At 43.1% G+C, this 19,228-nt stretch carries 14 protein-coding genes; 11 read left to right on the forward strand and 3 right to left on the reverse strand.

All coding sequences use genetic code 11. The features are described 5' to 3' along the window. Nucleotides 1-42 precede the first annotated feature (42 nt). Nucleotides 43-606, reverse strand: coding sequence for a CGNR zinc finger domain-containing protein (locus tag RQP50_RS00360; RefSeq protein WP_315742363.1), 564 nt, complete (start codon nucleotides 604-606; stop codon nucleotides 43-45). A 244-nt stretch (nucleotides 607-850) separates the two neighbouring features. On the opposite strand from RQP50_RS00360, the gene RQP50_RS00365 reads away from it, so the two are divergent. After that, the gene (locus RQP50_RS00365) at nucleotides 851-1,636 is read left to right on the forward strand and encodes an epoxide hydrolase family protein (protein WP_315742365.1); all 786 of its coding nucleotides are present in this window, start codon (nucleotides 851-853) and stop codon (nucleotides 1,634-1,636) included. 41 nt (nucleotides 1,637-1,677) lie between these two features. On the opposite strand, the gene RQP50_RS00370 is transcribed toward RQP50_RS00365, so the two are convergent. After that, nucleotides 1,678-3,351 (reverse strand): sigma-70 family RNA polymerase sigma factor, encoded by a 1,674-nt coding sequence (locus RQP50_RS00370; RefSeq protein ID WP_315742367.1) that lies wholly within the window; start codon nucleotides 3,349-3,351, stop codon nucleotides 1,678-1,680. Between the two features lie 254 nt (nucleotides 3,352-3,605). On the opposite strand from RQP50_RS00370, the gene RQP50_RS00375 reads away from it, so the two are divergent. From RQP50_RS00375 to RQP50_RS00405, 7 genes are all read left to right on the forward strand, one after another. Then, nucleotides 3,606-4,094, forward strand: a complete 489-nt coding sequence (locus RQP50_RS00375; RefSeq protein ID WP_072727552.1) for a hypothetical protein — start codon at nucleotides 3,606-3,608, stop codon at nucleotides 4,092-4,094. Between the two features lie 360 nt (nucleotides 4,095-4,454). Further along, entirely contained in the window at nucleotides 4,455-5,210 is a 756-nt protein-coding gene (locus RQP50_RS00380) for a hypothetical protein (RefSeq protein WP_315742370.1), read from the forward strand. A 422-nt stretch (nucleotides 5,211-5,632) separates the two neighbouring features. After that, nucleotides 5,633-7,009, forward strand: coding sequence for an extracellular solute-binding protein (locus tag RQP50_RS00385; protein ID WP_315742372.1), 1,377 nt, complete (start codon nucleotides 5,633-5,635; stop codon nucleotides 7,007-7,009). Next, the gene (locus tag RQP50_RS00390; protein WP_315742374.1) at nucleotides 6,990-8,786 is read left to right on the forward strand and encodes a sensor histidine kinase; all 1,797 of its coding nucleotides are present in this window, start codon (nucleotides 6,990-6,992) and stop codon (nucleotides 8,784-8,786) included. The genes RQP50_RS00385 and RQP50_RS00390 overlap by 20 nt, the downstream gene beginning before the upstream one ends. 20 nt (nucleotides 8,787-8,806) lie before the next feature. Beyond that, nucleotides 8,807-10,390, forward strand: coding sequence for a response regulator transcription factor (locus RQP50_RS00395; protein ID WP_315742375.1), 1,584 nt, complete (start codon nucleotides 8,807-8,809; stop codon nucleotides 10,388-10,390). A gap of 163 nt (nucleotides 10,391-10,553) precedes the next feature. Continuing rightward, complete coding sequence (locus RQP50_RS00400; RefSeq protein ID WP_315742377.1) at nucleotides 10,554-11,660, forward strand: hypothetical protein; 1,107 nt, start codon at nucleotides 10,554-10,556, stop codon at nucleotides 11,658-11,660. Nucleotides 11,661-12,068: 408 nt separating this feature from the next. After that, the gene (locus tag RQP50_RS00405; RefSeq protein WP_315742380.1) at nucleotides 12,069-12,860 is read left to right on the forward strand and encodes a YdcF family protein; all 792 of its coding nucleotides are present in this window, start codon (nucleotides 12,069-12,071) and stop codon (nucleotides 12,858-12,860) included. Between the two features lie 108 nt (nucleotides 12,861-12,968). Here RQP50_RS00405 and RQP50_RS00410 read toward each other — a convergent pair whose 3' ends face one another. Continuing rightward, entirely contained in the window at nucleotides 12,969-14,018 is a 1,050-nt protein-coding gene (locus RQP50_RS00410; protein ID WP_315742382.1) for a 2,3-butanediol dehydrogenase, read from the reverse strand. Between the two features lie 234 nt (nucleotides 14,019-14,252). Here RQP50_RS00410 and RQP50_RS00415 point away from each other — a divergent pair, with 234 nt between their 5' ends. The 3 genes from RQP50_RS00415 to RQP50_RS00420 all read left to right on the forward strand — a co-directional run bounded on the left by RQP50_RS00415 (nucleotide 14,253) and on the right by RQP50_RS00420 (nucleotide 18,858). After that, nucleotides 14,253-15,281 (forward strand): LacI family DNA-binding transcriptional regulator, encoded by a 1,029-nt coding sequence (locus tag RQP50_RS00415; protein ID WP_065290095.1) that lies wholly within the window; start codon nucleotides 14,253-14,255, stop codon nucleotides 15,279-15,281. A 24-nt stretch (nucleotides 15,282-15,305) separates the two neighbouring features. Beyond that, nucleotides 15,306-15,404 (forward strand): hypothetical protein, encoded by a 99-nt coding sequence (locus RQP50_RS29235; protein ID WP_394358335.1) that lies wholly within the window; start codon nucleotides 15,306-15,308, stop codon nucleotides 15,402-15,404. Between the two features lie 331 nt (nucleotides 15,405-15,735). Further along, on the forward strand, nucleotides 15,736-18,858 hold the full coding sequence (locus RQP50_RS00420; protein WP_315742384.1) for a copper amine oxidase N-terminal domain-containing protein: 3,123 nt from the start codon (nucleotides 15,736-15,738) through the stop codon (nucleotides 18,856-18,858). The last annotated feature ends 370 nt before the right edge of the window (nucleotides 18,859-19,228 follow it).

Here is a 19,228-nt window from a genome sequence, read left to right on the forward strand (position 1 = left end):
CTGATGCGAAGGGCTGGGAAGCCAGCCCTTTACTCTACTCCATTACAGCGACGATTCGTTTTTATGTTTATGGCGGAAGGTCTTATTCTTCGCTCGATTTCCGCATGCCTTCATCGAACACCATCTCCCCGTTCCGGGTCTGGATCGATCCACAAATACCCACTGGCAATCCTCCGCTGTACATACACGTATGCGATGCCACATCTTCGTTCGTCTCAGTTCGTACACAATAATGAGTAATTGAGCTAATCCCTTCGCTGCATTTACATGCAGAGGCACAAGCTGCTCTCCATTCTCATGGAATACGAGTCCGAACTGGAAACTCTTCGTAAGCTGCTCCAGCTTAACTTGTTCCACAATTCCATCATGCTCATTGTTTACTATTGTTTTGCGCAGTTCATTTCGAAGATTACGCGCCAATTGCAATTCTTCTGCTGAAGCAGCATCATCTGGTTCTAAGATAAGCTGGTGCTGCAAAAGCCACTCGACAAGGCAGCTAGGCTCCGTTAAATGCTCGATCCCGGGATCTCCCTCGTACCGCGTTCGTCGATCATATGTATTGAAGAAATCAGCAATCATTTCAAGCTGATCATATCCACTCGTCATCTGCTCAACCACTCCTATTGACACATCGTAAGCTAACCATTAAGATTTATTTACCAGTTAGTTAACTGTTTAAACTATTTTACTGGTTACGTTCGTGATTTACGTCTTATATGTGCTTCTTAATTTCATTATCAGTGTATCACTAGGTCGTTCTAAATTATAGATTTGATGAAATCGCGGCCTGGCTTCCCCAAGTCCTTTCTATCTATTCTCGTATTTATTCTCCCAAGGAGCGAAGATAACGATGAACATGAATCCTTTCAAAGTGAGTATTTCTGACGAAGAGATCGAAGAATTGAAGCAAAGACTGCGAATGACGAGGTGGCCGGATGAAATTCCAGGAGCGAAATGGGATTACGGAATACCGATAACGTATATGAAGGATATTGTTCAATATTGGCTGTACGATTTCGACTGGCGCAAAGTGGAGCGGCGGATTAATTCCTTCTCAAATTACAAAGCGACGATTGACGGGAGAGACATTCACTTTGTGTACGAAAAAGGGAAGGGCATGGAGATGTCTGAGGCTGAGCGGGCCTTTCTTACATGTGGAGATCAGTGGTATCGCGAAGAGGGCGGGTATGCGCATCTATTGGGGACGAAGCCTCAGACTGCGGCGTATGGACTGCATGATTCGCCTGTAGGTCTGGCAGCCTTTATTCTGGAAAAGTGGTATTACTGGACGGTAACCGAAAAGGGTGAGCCGTTGAACCATTTCAGCAAGGATGACTTGCTGGCGAATGTCTCGATCTACTGGTTTACCCAGACGATCAATGCAGCGAACCGCTATTATTATGAAGGCAGGCATATCAAGTGGCCGGGCGAAGGAGAGACATGCCCTGTACCGCATGGCGTATCGCTAACGAAGACGCAGCCTCATGAGCGTCCGCCGCGAGAATATGTGGAGCGATTGTTCCCGAACATCCTGCAATGGCAAGAACTGAATGCAGGGGGGCATTTTGTTGCGCTGGAGCAGCCTGGGCTGGTTGCAGAATCGATACGTTCATTTTTTAACAAGATTTTCAGATAAGAATTAAAAAGATACTACACTATGATTTTAGATTATTACATTCATTCATCAGTCCATTTTCTTAAAAAATGTTGACGCAATTTTTTTCGTGCTCTTGCCAAACGTTGGGTAAGTACCTGTTCGGTTAAGTGCAACTCTTGGCAGATTTCCCGGTATGATTTTCCCTCTATATAGAACAGAAGTAAAATTGTTTGGTATTCCAGCTTTAATTCAGCAATTGCCCGATGGAGTAAATTATCTCTTTCTTTGATTTCTACTTCGCTAGCTACACTGATCTTATTCAGGACTGTATCACTTATATTAACGTATGGTTCTACTAAAACTTGACGGTCTCGCTTTAGCCTTCTTAGATGATCTAAGGCTGTATTTCGAGTAAGTTGTTTAATCCAAGCTCGAATATTCGTTTCCGACAGCATTTTGGGGCCATTCGATATAACTTTTAAAAAGGAATCTTGAATAATATCCTCTGTAAGCGAATGATCATAAACCATGCAATAGATATCCTTATAGACGAATTGATAATAGGAATTGTAAATTAGTTTTTGAATCGTAGTATCAAGATTACCAAGTGGTTTTTTGTAGGAAATAAAACCGCCCCAATAAATATCAACATTGGAATATGCAATTGTACCTGATGTAGTAGTTCCACTGTTTGAGCCCCTTAAATAAATGGTATCACCAGGAGTATCACTAGTGTAGACTCCCGTGATCATAGCCATATTTGAAGTAGAAGGATAAGGGGTTCTTGGGCGTCCGATATAGCTTGAGTTTAATGTTATATATCCGGAATCAGAGAATGCATTCGAACCATCACCAGAAGATGTGGTTCTAAAAGTATAATTGCCGATGGTAGTATTGTCCCATGTAGGTTGATACCATTCGCTAACTGTGTTTGGGGGTTGGCAATGACCAGATGTAACTAACACTTCCTGTTCATTTTGATTTATTCCGAAGTAACCTGCCGTACATACACTGTAGTTATATTTATTTTCTTCTACTTTTCGGTAATTTCCTCCTATTTTAGATCCAATTGGTAATTGAGAGCCGTATTGTGTGTCATCTGTCTCAACAGTAAGTGCTGAGTCTGGAAATGTAGTAAACACAAGCATTTCCGATTGGGGGATAAGTGATGAAACGGATTCTTTTTTTGCAAGCTTTTCTTCGTCGAATGCGATGATTAGTCTGTTATTTTTCACATCGGGAATGAGGGCACGGACCGTTCCAGGATTAATATTTTCTCTAATTATTTCCTTTGCATTCTCTATATCAGCCCAGGAAAATTTTGTGATTTCAAATTCAACTTTATCATTGTTTTGAATTGAATCTTGAACTCTTGTTTTTAGTGATGATGAATCCTCTGTAATTTGGACGACTACTTTTCCTTTATCCGCATCATAGTAATGGCCTGAATACATAGTAGGTGCACTTTCGATTATCTTTTTAATAGTGGGAATGTCCTGTTTGATTCTTTGCTTTTCAATATAATTGTCCAAAAGCGCCGTGTTGCTCAGATTATCGGAAGATTCGGTCAGTAGTAATGGATAGGGGGTTTCATTCAGGCTGTTTTTTTGAGTGATTTCTGCGATTTCTGAAATGGTTCCCTTAATTGTTATCCATTGATATCCGTTATCTGTGCTTTCTGCAGCGCTAATGCTTGAACTGAAGAGTAGGAAACTAGCCAGTGCAATTGAGCCTAATAACCTTTTAACTCTCATTGTTTTCATCCTTCCCTATGATTTTTTGTAGTACTCTTCGATTAAATTGTTTGCATCCTTCTTCTGAAAGGATACTAGAAAGAGGAGCTATACTATTAAACGTTGTAACTTTCCATTTTCTGACGAAAAATTCAAGAAAATAAATGAGTAATTTTAGATCTGTTATTTAACTAAGATCAAGTGAAGAAAAGAATTATTACCGTATGAAACAAAAAGTGTTTTTTTACGTTTGTTTAATGGGAGGTGTAAAAAATTTGAAAAAAATCATGGTTGCCATAATTGTTTTGATGTTGCTCGGCTGTCAGTCGTTGAAGCCGGATCAATCTATGGCGTCGAGTACAGGAGGAGCTTTGTCGACGATGACAAGTATTGAAAAGGGGCTTTTTTCGGTGCAAATCTCGCTTCCGAAAAAAGTTGGAATCAATGAGGAATTTACGGTTAAAGCTGATTTTAAGAAAGAAACTGAGCAAAAATTCTCGATTACGAGTAGAAATCAATTGTTCGTTTATTTGATTAAGGACAGCAGTGGAAAACAGATTAACTCCTATGCGGTCACGGATGGAGGAGTGATTCGCGATCTTTCAGGTGAGACGGTTATTTCAGAGAATTATAAATATAGGATTAAAAAGCCGGGTATATATGAAATCTCGGCGGTCGCTGAGTTTACGGTAAATAAAGACGGGAGTAGTAAGTCTTACACAATAGAAACCGATCATAAAAAAATAGAAGTTACTGAAGAGTGAGGTGGAATATCCAGATTGGAAGAGGAATTTCCGTTTAGGATCTGAGAAATCTGCAGAGCCAAAGCGGGAATATTTTTTGCCTTTTCGATGTCTACGAAGACCATAAATTAGATGATGAATGCCATAATTCTACGAATAAATCGAACGATATGAACGCATAGTAACAGACCCAGTGAAGAGGAAAGCAACTCCTCTGAATTCATTGGGTTTGTAACCCCATACTATAAAAGGAGGAAGGTGCGCGAATTGAAAAGAAGGCTGATCCTACTTGTAGCAACAATATGTGTTTTTCTCGTTGCTTTTCTGATATGGCAGAGTTATTCAGAATCAAATGATTTCTCATCAATGGAGGGGGAGATCATGATCATGCAGCAAATGAAGCCGACTGAAACACCTATGTACAAGTTTAATCTGCAGACAGATACTCTTTTACCGTTTCATAATAATTTTTTCGAACCGCATTATAGTGTCAATGATGGGAATAAGCTTCTTGCTGTTATTCAAAACGGAGATGAGCAAGATATATATGAGATTGAAGATGATAATGCTAGTTACTCGAAAAGAGAGAAAATAATAGCTGGAAAGAACATTCAATTTCCAAAGTCAATTCCTGACCGTCATGCCATTAGCTTTATAGAAGAAGGCGAGTTGAAGGTATATGATAGAGACACGGGGGCATTAACTTCCATAGCCTCGCTTGATAGTGGATATCTATACTATGATTGGCTTGATTCCAATCGGGTTCTTTTTACCGCACAAGATGAACAAAAGCCTCCGCACATTATGTCGTTCAATCTTACGAATCATCAACTAGATGAGTATAAATCGAATGCTTCTAATCCCTCACTTTCCTACAATAAAAAATATATTGCATACCAGCAGAGTAACGAAACGAACGTTGTCCACATTGATTCCATAACAGGTAATGATCATTCTACGATACAGGTTGATACGCAAGGTGTGCTGCCATATAAACCATCTCCTGATGGAAAATACCTATTAACCAATATGTATACGAATAGCATTTCTAATGTAGTTATTATTCATATTCCTACAACTAAGATAAAAACTCTTTTACGTTCAACCTGGGCAGAGTATCTGGATTGGAAGTTGTAGGACTCGATGGTGGCTGTACTCAAGAGAAGAGCATATTGTACGTCCACGAAACCTCTTTTCGGTATCTAATTCAATTAGGCCGGGAAGAGTTTTTTTGTATTTGTATCATACATAATATAAATGTTGCTGAGAAATATTGTTTGAAGTTCAAATTTTATACTATAATTTGAATTAGGACTTGTGTCGCAATCGAAATGGTTCTGTAGGAGGGATCGTAGAAGCTTCTCAATTACATGGGGAAATAAAAAATCGAAAGGATGATTTTTGTAGTGTTGAGCAGCGGTAAATTTGTAAATAGATTCATGCTGATAATTTACATGCTAACCCTTCTTGTGTTAGGCCTATTTTTTATACCTAAGTTCAACCCAACTTCAATCAGTTCTGAGAATAAAGAATTGCGGGATGGAGACAGCATAGCCATTGTGATCAATAGTTTGAGTTTTCCATTCCCGGCAGGTTTGGATGAAAATCATAATCCTTATTTGGATTATATTAAAAGAAATGTCGGATTCAATATCCGTGTCGAAATGCCGCCCGTACCCAGTTATGAAAAAACGATCGACACCATCATTTCGACGGAACAGGATCTCCCTGATATGATCACTATCAATTCCCCGATCCAATTTGCCAAATTCGTAACGCAAAACAAGCTTCAACCTCTCGATCATTGGATAGACGCATACGGAGCAGATTTAAAGCGTGTCATACCGGAGGAATTATGGAACCGAGTTCGGTATAACGGCTCGATTTATGCAATTCCGAGTGGCCAGCTGGTGAAGGGAAAAGAAATCATCTACATCCGAAAAGACTGGCTGGATAAACTGAACCTACCGATACCAGTAACGCTTGAAGATTATAAGGCAGTAATAAAAGCATTTTCGGAAGGCGATCCCAACGGAAACGGAAAGAGAGATACATACGGCTTTACGATGATGAAGGATCTGTATCATTCTTCACCACTTTTTGGGGCGTTCGGAGTTCAATTGAATCAATGGACGGAACGTGAAGGGAAGCTCGTCTATGCCAACGTTTTGCCGGAAATGAAGGAAGCGCTATCATTCTTTGTCGAGCTATATCGGCATGGATGGATTGATCCGGATTTCCCTATCTACCGCAGTAATGTTATGAATGAAAAAATAATAGAAGGAAAGATCGGAATGTTTTCCGGAGCTTGGTATGATACGCGCGGGGTAATTGCTCAAAGCCTAAAGAAAGATCCGCAAGCGAATTGGATAACCATTGACTATCCGATTGGCAAGAAAGGGAAGCAGGGAGTAGGTGCATTGAATCCAGTTTTCGGGCATCAAGTGGTTCCAAAAGGGAGCAGTCATGCTCGCGAAGTCATTCAATTTTTAAATTTCATTGCAGGTAGAGGCAGAACCTCATTAGTTCTAGGATTTCAAAATCAAGTGTGGGATTGGAAAGATGGGAAAATTGTCAGTGAATTTAATGAACATGACAAGCACCTGTACAGAGGCATATATTCTGCACTGGTGAATGTGGACGAACGGTGGTTGTTGCGTGCACGCATGGATTCCTACGACAAAAAATTTCGTCTCAACGAGAACATTGAAAAATTGGAAAAGCATATCGTACAAGATGCATATGGCGGCCCGCCCCCACCTACCTTGGTAAGAAAATGGAATGAACTTTATTCATTGCAGGAAGTTTTCGTAAAAATCATTCTCGGCCTAGAATCCACGAATTCATTCGACGACTACGTGAAACGATGGTATGAGAGTGGAGGCGCACAAGTTACGAAGGAAGTAAACGATTGGCATGAATCGCATAAAAAATAAGGATGTAGCCATGAAACTATTCCAACATGCATATCATAAGTTTCTGCAAACCTCGCAATTACGGCTCAGCATCTATTTCTTCATCGTGCTTCTGCCGCTAGTGATCATTAGTTTATACGTAAATAACAGAGCAAACCAAATTATTATGCAAAAGACGACAGAACAGACTCAAGATAAGGTGGAGTCTGTCATGAATAACCTTGAATTATCGTTGCATCATTTTGAGACATTAACCAATCTAATTGCGACGAACCATAAAATTAATGAGAAGCTGAAGGTGCAAGGAACGGGGATGTCGCCTCGTACAATTGTCCAGTACTCAGAGCTGCTGCAAGAGCTGTGGAATATTTCGGCGGTGAGCCTGGTGGCTTCCCAGATCACGATTTATCAGATGGAGACCCATACGATGATATCTACGAAATATGGAGGGAAAAGGATCGAATCTGCGACCGAGCGGGACAGTTTCGCCTATTTAAATCAGCTTGCGGATCAAGCGGGTACGTTCTTGATGCCCCAACCGACAGAGGGAGTAGAGCCAGTAATTACAGATTTAGTGGAGGCCAATTCCATATCTCTTGTCAGAAGGATGAATGCCTTCCCTGATGAGGACAAAGCAAGTTTACTAATTGTGACTTTACATAAAAATACGCTCCGGACCCTCATAAGCCCGCTGTTGAATTCCGAACTAACCAGCTTGCAGATCAAGAATAGAGAAGGAGAAACGATTCTGTCCCTTCCTACTACCGATTCAGGAGGTAGGGATATGCTCCAAGTGAGCGCGGAGTCATCTAGCTATCCAATCCGGCTGGAAGTTTTTCGGCCGATCGAAGAGATTTATCAAGAAACGAAAACGATGAGGCAATTTACCTATTTAATCATAGCGTGCAGTTTTGTGCTTTCCATGCTTATATCTTGGGGTGTTTACAACCGCATAGCTTCCCCTTTAGGCCAATTAAAGAATGCGATGAAGGGGTTAATCGGAGGAGATTATGATATCCGGTTACACACAAGGCGGAAGGATGAATTCGGTTATTTGATGGACTCATATAATCGAATGGCCGAGCATCAGAGGCATTTGATTCAGGATCACTATGAGCAGCAGCTTCGCATTGCCCGTACGGAACTTACATTTTTGCAATCTCAGATTAATCCGCATTTCTTATATAATACGCTGAACTCTATATACTGGACGGCTCAAAACTACGAGGCAGAGGAAATAAGCGAGATGGTGCTGAACCTGTCCCACTTTTTTCGATTAAGTCTTCATAAAGGGCAGGATACATTCACGGTAGAGGAAACGATTACCCATCTAAACTACTACTTACGCGTCCAGCAGATTCGTTTTTTACATGGCTTTCAGGTCGTGTTTGAGATACACGAAGAAACGAAAACGATACCCGTATTAAAGCTGCTTTTGCAGCCCTTGGTTGAAAATGCGGTTATTCATGGACTAGAGCAGATGAAGAGCAACGGATTGTTAGTCATTTCGAGCTTCCTGCAGCAGGGGAAATTGATGATAACGGTGCAAGATAACGGAAGCGGAATAAGTGAGCAGCGCCTGCAATCCATTCATCAAGTGATTCAGGAAATCGACGGCAAGTCGGTTCCTTTATCTTTTTTGGAATCACCAGAAACGGAGCTATATGGCTTGCGCAACGTTTGTTCTAGGATGAGGATGTTCTACGGCCCTGAAGCGTGCATCCGATTCGAAAGCCAGTTAGGAGTAGGTACAACAGTAACTCTAGAGCTGCCTTTATCAAGTACGACAGATGAATAATGAAATAAGGAGAGGATCGCTTGAATCTTCTTATTGTAGAAGATGAAATTAGATTTTTGCAAAATCTGCTTCACATGCCCTGGGAAGAACACGATATCGAAGTAGTAGGGTCGGCGAATAACGGTGCTGAAGCTCTCGCTCAGATACAAATGAAGCAGCCCGATATTATTTTAATGGATATTCAAATGCCCGAAATGGACGGTCTTTCCTTGGCGAGTCAAGTGGCTCGGGCTTATTCGAACACGAAAATCATCATTTTAAGCGGTCATGACAATTTTTCCTATGCGCAGACGGCGGTGGAGCTTGGCGTATACAAGTATTTGCTCAAGCCTGCTGCTGAAATGGACATTCTCCAGGCTGTAACGGATGCAGCCCGATGCATTCAAGCAGAGTTGATGGAGCGAACGCGTCAACTAATGATGCAGGAGCAATGGACGCAGTACCTCCCCGTCCTGCATCAGCATACGATTCGCAATCTAGCATATGGACGGTATCAGATAGAAGAGCTGGAAGCTTCCTGTGTTTCATTAGGGCTTCATATAGACATGGAATCTCGTTATGCGGTAATCGTTCTGGACGTGGACGAATATGTCTGTTCCGGCAATGAAGATGGCATGACCCTGGATAATCTCGTGCATGTTATTCGAGATATACTGCCGACTCCTGATTTTTATGTATGCACGGAAGAGGATAAAACCATTATTGTGATAGGGAATACGGGAGCGCTGGAACATACTCCGCAGCAGATGCTCGGGATTCACGTGGCGATGGAGAAGCTCATTCGCAACATCAAGCAATGTCTTGGCATTGTCGTAAGCGCGGGAATTAGTGGAGGAACCGGAAAGATAGACGAATTGCTGCCATTATATATTCAAGCCAAAAAGGCGCTGCAAAATCGGGTCGTCTATGGAACGGGAATCGCAATTCCATATGATGAGCCGCTCCAAGCTGAGTTCAATAATCGTCCGGATTACGAGCACGAGGACAAGCAGCTAGAGATGGCATTGGAGACGCTGGATCAAGAACTTGCCATGCGAATGATTTCGAACATGTGCGAGGCGGCGAAGAACAACTCTGCTTCGTATGAAATCATGATGGAACAGTTAATGTACATCGTTGGCGTGTTGACGCTCTTTATCCGCAAACGCGGATGGTCTGTACAGGATGTGACAGGAGCGGATTTCGATTTTCTCTCGAATGTACAATCACTGACGACGCCAGAGCATATGTACGATGTATTGCATCGTACTGTAAGAAGCATAATCACATATGCAGAGAGCCATGACAGGAAGGTTACCCATACCACTGTTCAAGCGATTATCGAGCTGCTTGAGGCGGAACAGGATCAGGAATTTACCTTGCATACGATCGCTGATCGTTTTTATGTGAACGCCTCCTATTTAAGTCGCTTATTCAAGCAAGAAATAGGAATGTCATTTACCTCATATGTTCTGGAACGCAAGATGGAACGGGCGAGGACGGCGTTGATGAATGGGGCGAGAGTGTATGATGCTGCCGCCATGATCGGATATCGAGACGTCAGCTATTTTACTAAAATATTCCGTAAATACTGGGGCGTAACGCCAAGCAGTGTAAAGAAATAAATATTACTCTAGTGCTGAATGTAATTTTTCAACCGAATATTGTCATCATTGTCTAGTTCCAGAGTCTCGTAACTCCTTGTATGCTTCTGTAGAAACAATTAAATGGTTCATAAAGGGGATTAAGTGAATTGTTGTGAAACTACTAAACGAAGGAGTCGATGTTATGAACACGAAGCCAGCAAAGAAAAGAAAGGCTTGGTTTGCAGGGGTGCTGACGATTACGTTTGCCTTAAGTTTATTCGTCAATTTGTTCTCGACACCAGTGATTAGAGCGGCAAAAGGCGTTGAAGAGAATGAAATGGATAGCATTGCGATGGCTCGAAGTGACCTGTCAGCAAGTAATATGGTGTTTTTATACAGCGGTCATTTTGGGGACAGTCAACGGTACATTCCATATGAATCGGCAGAGCTTGAACGTTTGGATATGGTGAAGCAATTTGTTATTGCGATAGATAATAAGACAAACAAAATTGACAATTATAAAGAGAGAAATATGATTGATGATATAAATGAAACGGTTCAGACAATCGTGGACACGAACAGCGAATATAAAGTGCTTGTTTCTCTGCCAGCACACGATGTCTCAAGCAAGTTAAATGTTGATCAGTTATTCGATGAATATGTAAGCTATATAAAGGAGTTAAAACGAAAGCTTGGTCCAAATTGGGACTCGGTAACGGGATTTTATTATCCAAACGAAGCCATATACTTCTACGGGACTCAAAATTACAGCTACTCGCAACTTAAAAATCAATCGCAAATTCAGTTGTTGGAAAAACTTTCGGAGTATATAAAGAACAGTGACGACGTAGACGGAGCTACTTCTTTTGCATGGGCTCCATATTATGGATTTGGCCCTCATAGGGAAAAAATAGTGGAAACAATTGCATACATCGTGGACGAGACAATGATCTTTGATGATGTGTATATTCAACCCCACTATTATTTTGACAAAGACTACAAAATAAATTTGCAGCCGATTTACGATAGCGTAAGAGAAGGAAGAGTATATGGGGACGGCGGTAGACTGATTGCTAAGAACCATTTAGATAAAACGAAAATCGGAATTCAAATGGAGATTGATTCAGGGTATTTTACCGATACAGGGAAAAGAGAAAGGTATGACCAGACAGTTGATAAGTTCAAGGAACTTCTAGGCGAAAAAGGGCGATTCAGCTTTTACATGGGATCTAAAGGCTTAATAAATCGATTTAATATTCCATACTTCAAAGAAATACTAGAGAAAGTAAACGAATTCTATACAAAATGAGTTTATGCTAGCCGATTCTTCTATTGTGAAGGAATCGGCTTGTTTTATTTCTGGGCGGAGGATTGCTGGGATTATCTGCATCCTGTTAACCGTTGGCAAAGCCATGAATGTCTCATCGTGATCCATTTCAATAATGAACGGGGGAAAAGGGTTGCAAAAAGGAATGAATTGCTTACAATAGTAAGGTTGGAAAGGGAGTGTATGATGAGCTTTTTTAGTTTGATTCTATTTGGGCTTTTTGTTTTTTTATTTATCAGGGAAAAAAGACGGATCAGTCTTTCATTCCTGTTCATGGCGGCTGTAGCAAATTTATTCTTGGATGTGGTGGCCTTTTCTAACCAGATTCCGTGGGTGAACTTAATTATAGCCGCGGTTATCCTTGCCTCTATTCCTTTGAGCGTACTGTTTGTGAGTATATATTTGCTGCTTAACGGACGAATTATGCTGAAGAAGGAAAGCAAGAAGCTTGCGAATATGTTGTCATTATTATTAAGTCTCCTGATCTTTGCGATGATCGGCATGTTTTTCTACATTTTCTTTATTTCGTATAATGATAAATTTGCTGTTTTTTATCTCGGGACGCTGCTCATCTTCATGTACTTTTCCTTTGTATTCGTCAGCTTTCTGGCGTATGCGATCTTCTATCATTACTGGAAAATATGGTACAAGCCCGATTTCATCATCGCGCTTGGCTCTGGTCTAATCGGAGGGGAACGAGTCCCGCCGCTTCTAGCGTCACGTTTGGATAAAAGCATTGAACAATATATGAAGTATCATCAAGTGCCTAAAATTATCGTGTCGGGCGGCCAAGGGCCGGATGAATTGCTTAGTGAAGCAGAGGCAATGAAGAAATATATCGTGGCGAAGGGAGTTCCAGAGCAGGACGTGCTTATGGAGGACAAATCTCGCAACACGATGCAAAATATGCTGTTCTCGAAGGCCATTATGGACGAGATGAAACCCGATCATAAAAGCATCTTCGTCACGAACAACTATCATGTATTTCGGGCAAGCATTTATGCGCGGCTCGCGGGATTGAAGAAGTGTGAGGGTGTTGGCGCGAAGACAGCAAGATATTACATGCCAAGTGCGTTCATCCGCGAGTATATCGGTATCATTATGATGTACAAATGGTGGCATCTTGCAGTGGTATCAATGATCGTATGTTTTACCGTCTTGCTGTTGAGAACGGCATTATGATGGAGAAAAGATCGAGCAAGGGGGAGCTGATTAACCCCTGACTCGATCTTTTGTTTTATTTCAGTATGACTTTGAAGCGCCCTAAGCCTTCGTGTTTTTGTTTACGGATTATTGCGGCTTCACCATAATCTTTACTTGGTTTTTCTCTTTCAAGAGCGCCTCGAAGCCATGATCAACGACTTCATCCAATTGGATGCGCTTCGTTACCAGCTTCTCTGCTGGGAAGTAGCCTTGCTCCATCAATTTGATAACCGCAGGAAATACGTTGCGGTAACCGATGATGCCTTTCATTGTGCGTTCCTTCGTTACAATTGCATTCGGTTTAATAGTAGCTTCTCGCTCGAAAATGCTGACGATCATCACTTCACCGCCGAGCTTGGCTGCATCAATGGCATTGTTCAGTACAGCAGGAACTCCCGTTACTTCATAAGCGACATCCACGCCGCCGCCTGTCCGTTCGCGAAGCTCCTTCACGACATCGACTTGCGAAGGATCAAGTACAATGGCTCCGAGTTCTGCTGCTTTTTGCTTACGCTGCTCGGACAGTTCAATTGCATAGATCTCCGATGCGCCGGCAGCCTTTAATGCTTCGATAACAAGCAGTCCAATTGGGCCTGTACCGAATACGGCTGCACGATCCCCAACTTGAAGCTTGCTTTGACGAACTGCATAGAGAGCTACTGCGGAAGGTTCAACAAGCGCGCCTTGCTCGTAAGAAACGCTATCTGGAATCTTATGCACCATGTGCTCGTCTGCTGCTACATATTCGGAGAAGCCTCCACCGCCGCCAGCGAGACCAAGGAATCCCATCTTGTCGCAGAGGTTATACAAGCCTTGCTTGCAGGCTTCACATTCACCGCATGCGAAGATCGGCTCTACAACAACGCGATCACCCTTCTGGAATTTGGTTACACCTTCTCCGATCTCGACGATCTGTCCAGAGAATTCATGTCCCATAACGATTGGAGCTTTCTCTCCAGTTAGAGGATGGGGAGTGCTATCTGAAATGAAGATCGGTCCTGCCGTATATTCATGCAAGTCGCTGCCGCAGATGCCGCAGCATTCGACTTTAATTTTCACTTTGCCTTTGCCGGCTGCTGGTTCTGCAATGTTTTCCACGCGCAAATCTTTGACGCCATGCCATCTTAATGCTTTCATGTGCTCATCTCCCCAGAAGTATAGAAATGAAATACTGTATGAAATGGAAACGGGAAAATATTTTCGGAAACGTTTCCGATATTAAATATGTCACACTCTCAGCGTGATGTCAATCACAGTCTTTTGTTGCAGGAAGATCAGGTGAATAATGTGAATGCAGATGGTATGATACAGAATATGGATTGATTGGATTGGTGGAAGCAATTCCATTTGTAACGGGAGGAAGATGTAGCAGTGGTTCAGAGAAAAGTCACGATCGAGGACGTTGCACAGCGAGCAGGGGTCGGATTGGCAACCGTATCGCGTGCAATCAATGACGCAGATGGCATTAGTCCGAAGACGAAGGCCAAGGTAATGCAGGCGATTGAAGAGCTGGGCTTCGTGCCGAACTCCTTCGCGCGCAGTCTTAAGGTACGGCAGACGAAGCAAATTGCGCTAGCTGTTCCCGATATTCGCAATGCCTTCGTTCCGGAGATTGCCTATTCCGTCGAGCAGGCGGCCAAAAATTACGACTACCGAGTCGTTCAGATCAATACATTAGGGAATGCACGAGCAGAGCTTGAAATACTCAGGGAAGTGAAGAAGCTTCATGTAGACGGCCTGATTGTCCTGCCGCTAGCTTACCCTGCAACGCTGCCCGACTTGATTAATAAATCGAGCATTCCAGTCTCCGTTATTAACTATGGGAAGAAGCTCGGTGACGATGTGAAGGCGGACATCGTTAGTCTATCTACGCAAGAGGGTAAACTTGTCATGGAGCATTTCATGAACATAGGCCGGACGCGGATTGCGTACGCAGGTGCGCCGAAGCATATCATTGAGGAGCGTTTCTTTGCCTACGAGGATGCCCTCCCGCAAGTAGATAGCTCTCTGGTCTATCTCGGAGATGATTTCTCGATGCAAACGGGATTGAAGGCAGCCGATTATTTCGCAGGTCTAACGAAAATGCCGGATGCGATCTATGCGGGCAATGACATGATTGCGATGGGACTGCTGAACCGATTCAAGGAATTGGGGATCCGCGTGCCCGAAGACATTGCGATTGTTGGCATTGATAATATTTTGTGGGGAACAATTACGACACCGCGGCTTAGCTCTGTGTCGATCATGGGAGCAGAGGTTGCCAGAGTAGCTACCGAGCTGCTGCTTAACCGGATCATCGAACAGAAGCGCGGTGTATATGAACGAGTGCAGTTTGAGCCTCGTCTCATTGTTAGAGAGTCGAGTGTGGCCATGACGCGCAGCTCGCAGCAGTTGGACTGATCTATATCTTGATGTACATTCAATTTGAATGTGTTCAATGAGGGAACGTATTTGTTGCCGATCATCACATTTGAAAAGTATTTCGAGAAAACGTGTAGAGTCCTGCTGCTCGTATCCTTGTAGCTGCATCATGCGGTATACGACGGGTATCATGCAGGCTTATTAGTTGGCGAGCTTCAGCGATTCGCTGATCATAGCAAGGAGTGGCTAGATGATCCGAAGTAATACACATGATTGAGTAAAGTAATGAAGCCGTTGGAACAAGGCCATAATTAGCCTTGTTCCAACGGCTTTTTTCATTGATTATGGAATCGGTGAATGATGGTTTGACACAATTTTGTCACAATTTAAAAAAATTATAAAGGAGTATGAAACATTTTCCTTGTTTGATGCATCTAAGTTGAAGGTGGTAATTTTAGGCTTGGATATGATTGCAACTTAGGAGGATGAGAAAGTGAAGAAACTAGTATCAGGTTTTGTTGCTGTGGCACTCGGCTTTACGATGGTAACGCCTGCACCAGCGCAAGCAGCGCCTGCTTACACCGTCTATGTGAACGGTAACAAAGTTGGAACAGATGCTGTGTACACGCAAGGCCGTGTGCTGCTGCCGATGGCGGATATTTTCCAGGCGCTCGGTGCCAGTGTAAGCTTCGATGGGGCAACGAAGACGAAGAAGGTGACAGCTTACAAGGGAGGATCCTCTGTAATTTTAACAATAGGCTCCAAAGCGGCAACGGTCAATGGAAGAACTGTCTATATGGATGTTCCATCTAGAATAATGAATGCAAAAACGATGGTTCCGGTACGCTTCGTAAGTGAAGCATTGGGCGCCACAATCAACTATGACGACAAAACGAGAGTCGTTCGCGTGACTTCTGGAAGTTCGCCGACATACCCGGATCGCCCAACGTACCCGGATCGTCCAACATACCCAGATGAGCCCGACTACTCCGGCAATCTTAGAGGCGTCAATTATGTGACAACACAGATCTCAGGCCAATCCGGAGATGCCAGCGATATTCGTGTCAGCTTCTCCAAGGAACAGTATGAAAATAACCTTGATCAATATCGCGTCATGATTGTTAAAGCGTCGAACTCCTTTAATTTGAACAAGGCTCGTTCGGTATCTTCCAACAATTATACCGTAGTGAACAAGAGCGGTGACGATCCTGTAGTCAGATTGGATTCCCGAGCACGTGACGTAGATGGAGACTACATCCGCACGAATGTGAAGTATGAAGCTTATGTATTGTCAGTGAGCAGAACGAGCAACCAACAGGTGCTCTCGAACCCATCTTCAACCTTTACGTTAGGCGACAATGCGGTTGCGGCGGCAACGAATGTGCAAGTGCGCAATGTGGCGAATTATAACGACGGCCGCGATATGCAGGTCAGCTTCTCCCGTCCTTCTAACGACAGCCAAATTCAAAATTATCGGATTATGGTCGTTAAAACGAAGGATGCATCTCGTTTCGATGCTTATGAAGCAGACCGCGTCTCCAGCCAAAATTACACGACCGTATCGAAGTCTAGCAACTCGACGTTGACGACAACCTTGAGTTCGACGGCAAGAGATACATCAGGTGAATATATCCGCAATAATGTGTCTTATACCGTATTTGTAGTATCTGTAAGCAATACGAGCTCGTATGCCAACAAGCTGTCCTCCGGCTCATCCTCGTTCACGCTTGGACAATCAGCTGGTGTTCCAGTGATTACGAAGGTTAGCCAAGTGGGCAATTATGGAGATGGACGCGATATTCAGATCAGCTTTAATCGCTCCTCCGATGAATCGCGCGTAAGCTACTACCGGATTTTTGCAGTGAAATATTCGGATGCTTATCGCTTTGATTTGACTGAAGCAAACCGGGTTTCATCTAGCAATTATTATGATGTCTCGAAGAATGGCTATAGCATTACTTCAACATTGCCATCTAATATGCGTGATGTGAATGGCTCACTAATCCGCAGAGGGGAAACGTACCGTCTGTTCGTCATGTCAGTTTCGAATAGCAACTCTGATTACAATGCATTGTCGGGCGCATCTGATTCCATCAATATTTCGAATAACTCAACGGTGTACAGTGCTTCCAATGTAAGAGTAAGCGATGTCGGAGATTATAATGACGGCCGCGATATGATGGTTACCTTCAACCGGGCCTCGGATGAATCGAATATTAGCCAGTATCGAATTATGGTTGTGAAGACGAGCAGATCGTACCGCTTTGATGTATCCGAAGCGAACAACGTATCCAGCTACAATTATACGTCGATGAACCCGAATGGCAGAGACGTTAGCCTCAAGCTGAGCTCTACTGCGAGAGACGTAGATGGGGACCTGATCCGTAACGGAACCAGCTACCAAGTATATGTGCTTTCTGTTGGACGCGGCAGTTATGTGAATTCCCTGTCCAGCTCCTCAGATACGATTACGTTGTCTAACAATTCGACGGTGTACCCTGCAACGAACGTATCGGCAAGCAGTTTGGGTGGAAACTACAATGATGGACGGAACCTGAGTGTAACATTCAACCGTGCTGCAGATGAATCGAATGTGAACCATTATCGCGTCATGGTTGTGAAGTCTTCCAATGCAAGCCGTTTTAATCTAACAGAGGCCAATCGAGTTAATAATTGGAACTCAGCTGTCGTGTATCGGAGTGGCAGTAGCTTGTCGCATGTATTCGATGCGGATGCAAGAGATGTAGATGGAGCACCGATTCGCAACGGCAACAGCTACCGGGTATTTGTTCTGACTGTGAGCTCCAATAATCAAGCAAACAATGCATTGTCTGCTCCATCCCCAGAGGTTACGCTTAAAGGCAACGCTTCGGTTGATGTTGTGACGAATGTAGAAGCGAAGATTATTGGCAAAAACGGTAATGCCAGCGACATTGAAGTAGGCTTTAATGCACCATCCAGTAATTCGTACGTAAATGAATACCGTATTATGGTCGTCCGCGCAGATCAGTCCTATGCATTCGACGCATATAGTGCGGGACAGGTGAGATCATCCAGCTACATTCGGGTTGGGAATCAGAGTGGCTATGTAAGACAATCGCTAACAAGCGGCTTGCGGGATGTTCAAGGCAACGACATTCAAAAAGGTGTTGCTTACCGGGTATTTGTGCTTACGGTAGCTGACAATAGAAGCGGCTCCTCGAATGCCTTGTCTTCGCCTTCTGGTGAATTTGCCTTGGTAGATCAATCCGTGCAGGCACCTACGAATGTGTTTTTGACAAGAGAAGGGGGGAATGACTTCAAGGCCTCCTTCTGGAAGCCAAGCAACGACAGCGGGATTGCCTATTATGCAGTGATGGCCGTTCCTTCCGGTTCAGCGGGTTCATTCGACCTGGATCAGGCAAATCGTGTGGCAGGAAGTAATTATAGATTGGTTAGAGTAACAGACGATGGTTCAACCATATTCTCGCTGTCCAATAATGATGCATATGGAAATCCAATTCGCAGCGGCGTTGCCTATAAAGTATTCGTTATGTCCGTAGCGGATGGGCGCAATGCAACAGTGAATGCACTGTCCACCGCATCCAATGAAATGACAGTTGGTGACGGATATTAATCCCCATGATGTGAAATAGAGAAGATAGATAGATGGCATTCAATAAGAGCCTCGGAATGATTTCCGAGGCTTTTTATGTATCACCAAGAGTACAAGAGAGTTGTGTAATGAGTAAGAAATGACTTCAGTGTTGTCTATTAGGTAATTGGTAGGGGAGAGGGGGGCTAAGCAGTAGTGGCTCTATAGGAAAATCGACAAATGTGTCGAGCAGTTGGAGGGAATTGCACGAATCTATGGGAGCAAGGATGGAGAGGATAGGGGTGTTTTTGTCGGAAATAGGGTGAAACAACCTTGAAAATGACTACAAAATGACAAAAAATGATTTTTCGTGTCGAAAAATTGAAAAGTGTTATGAAAAAGTATTAATCTT

The organism is Paenibacillus suaedae (assembly GCF_032337355.1).
In the GTDB taxonomy this organism is placed as follows: domain Bacteria; phylum Bacillota; class Bacilli; order Paenibacillales; family Paenibacillaceae; genus Paenibacillus_B; species Paenibacillus_B suaedae.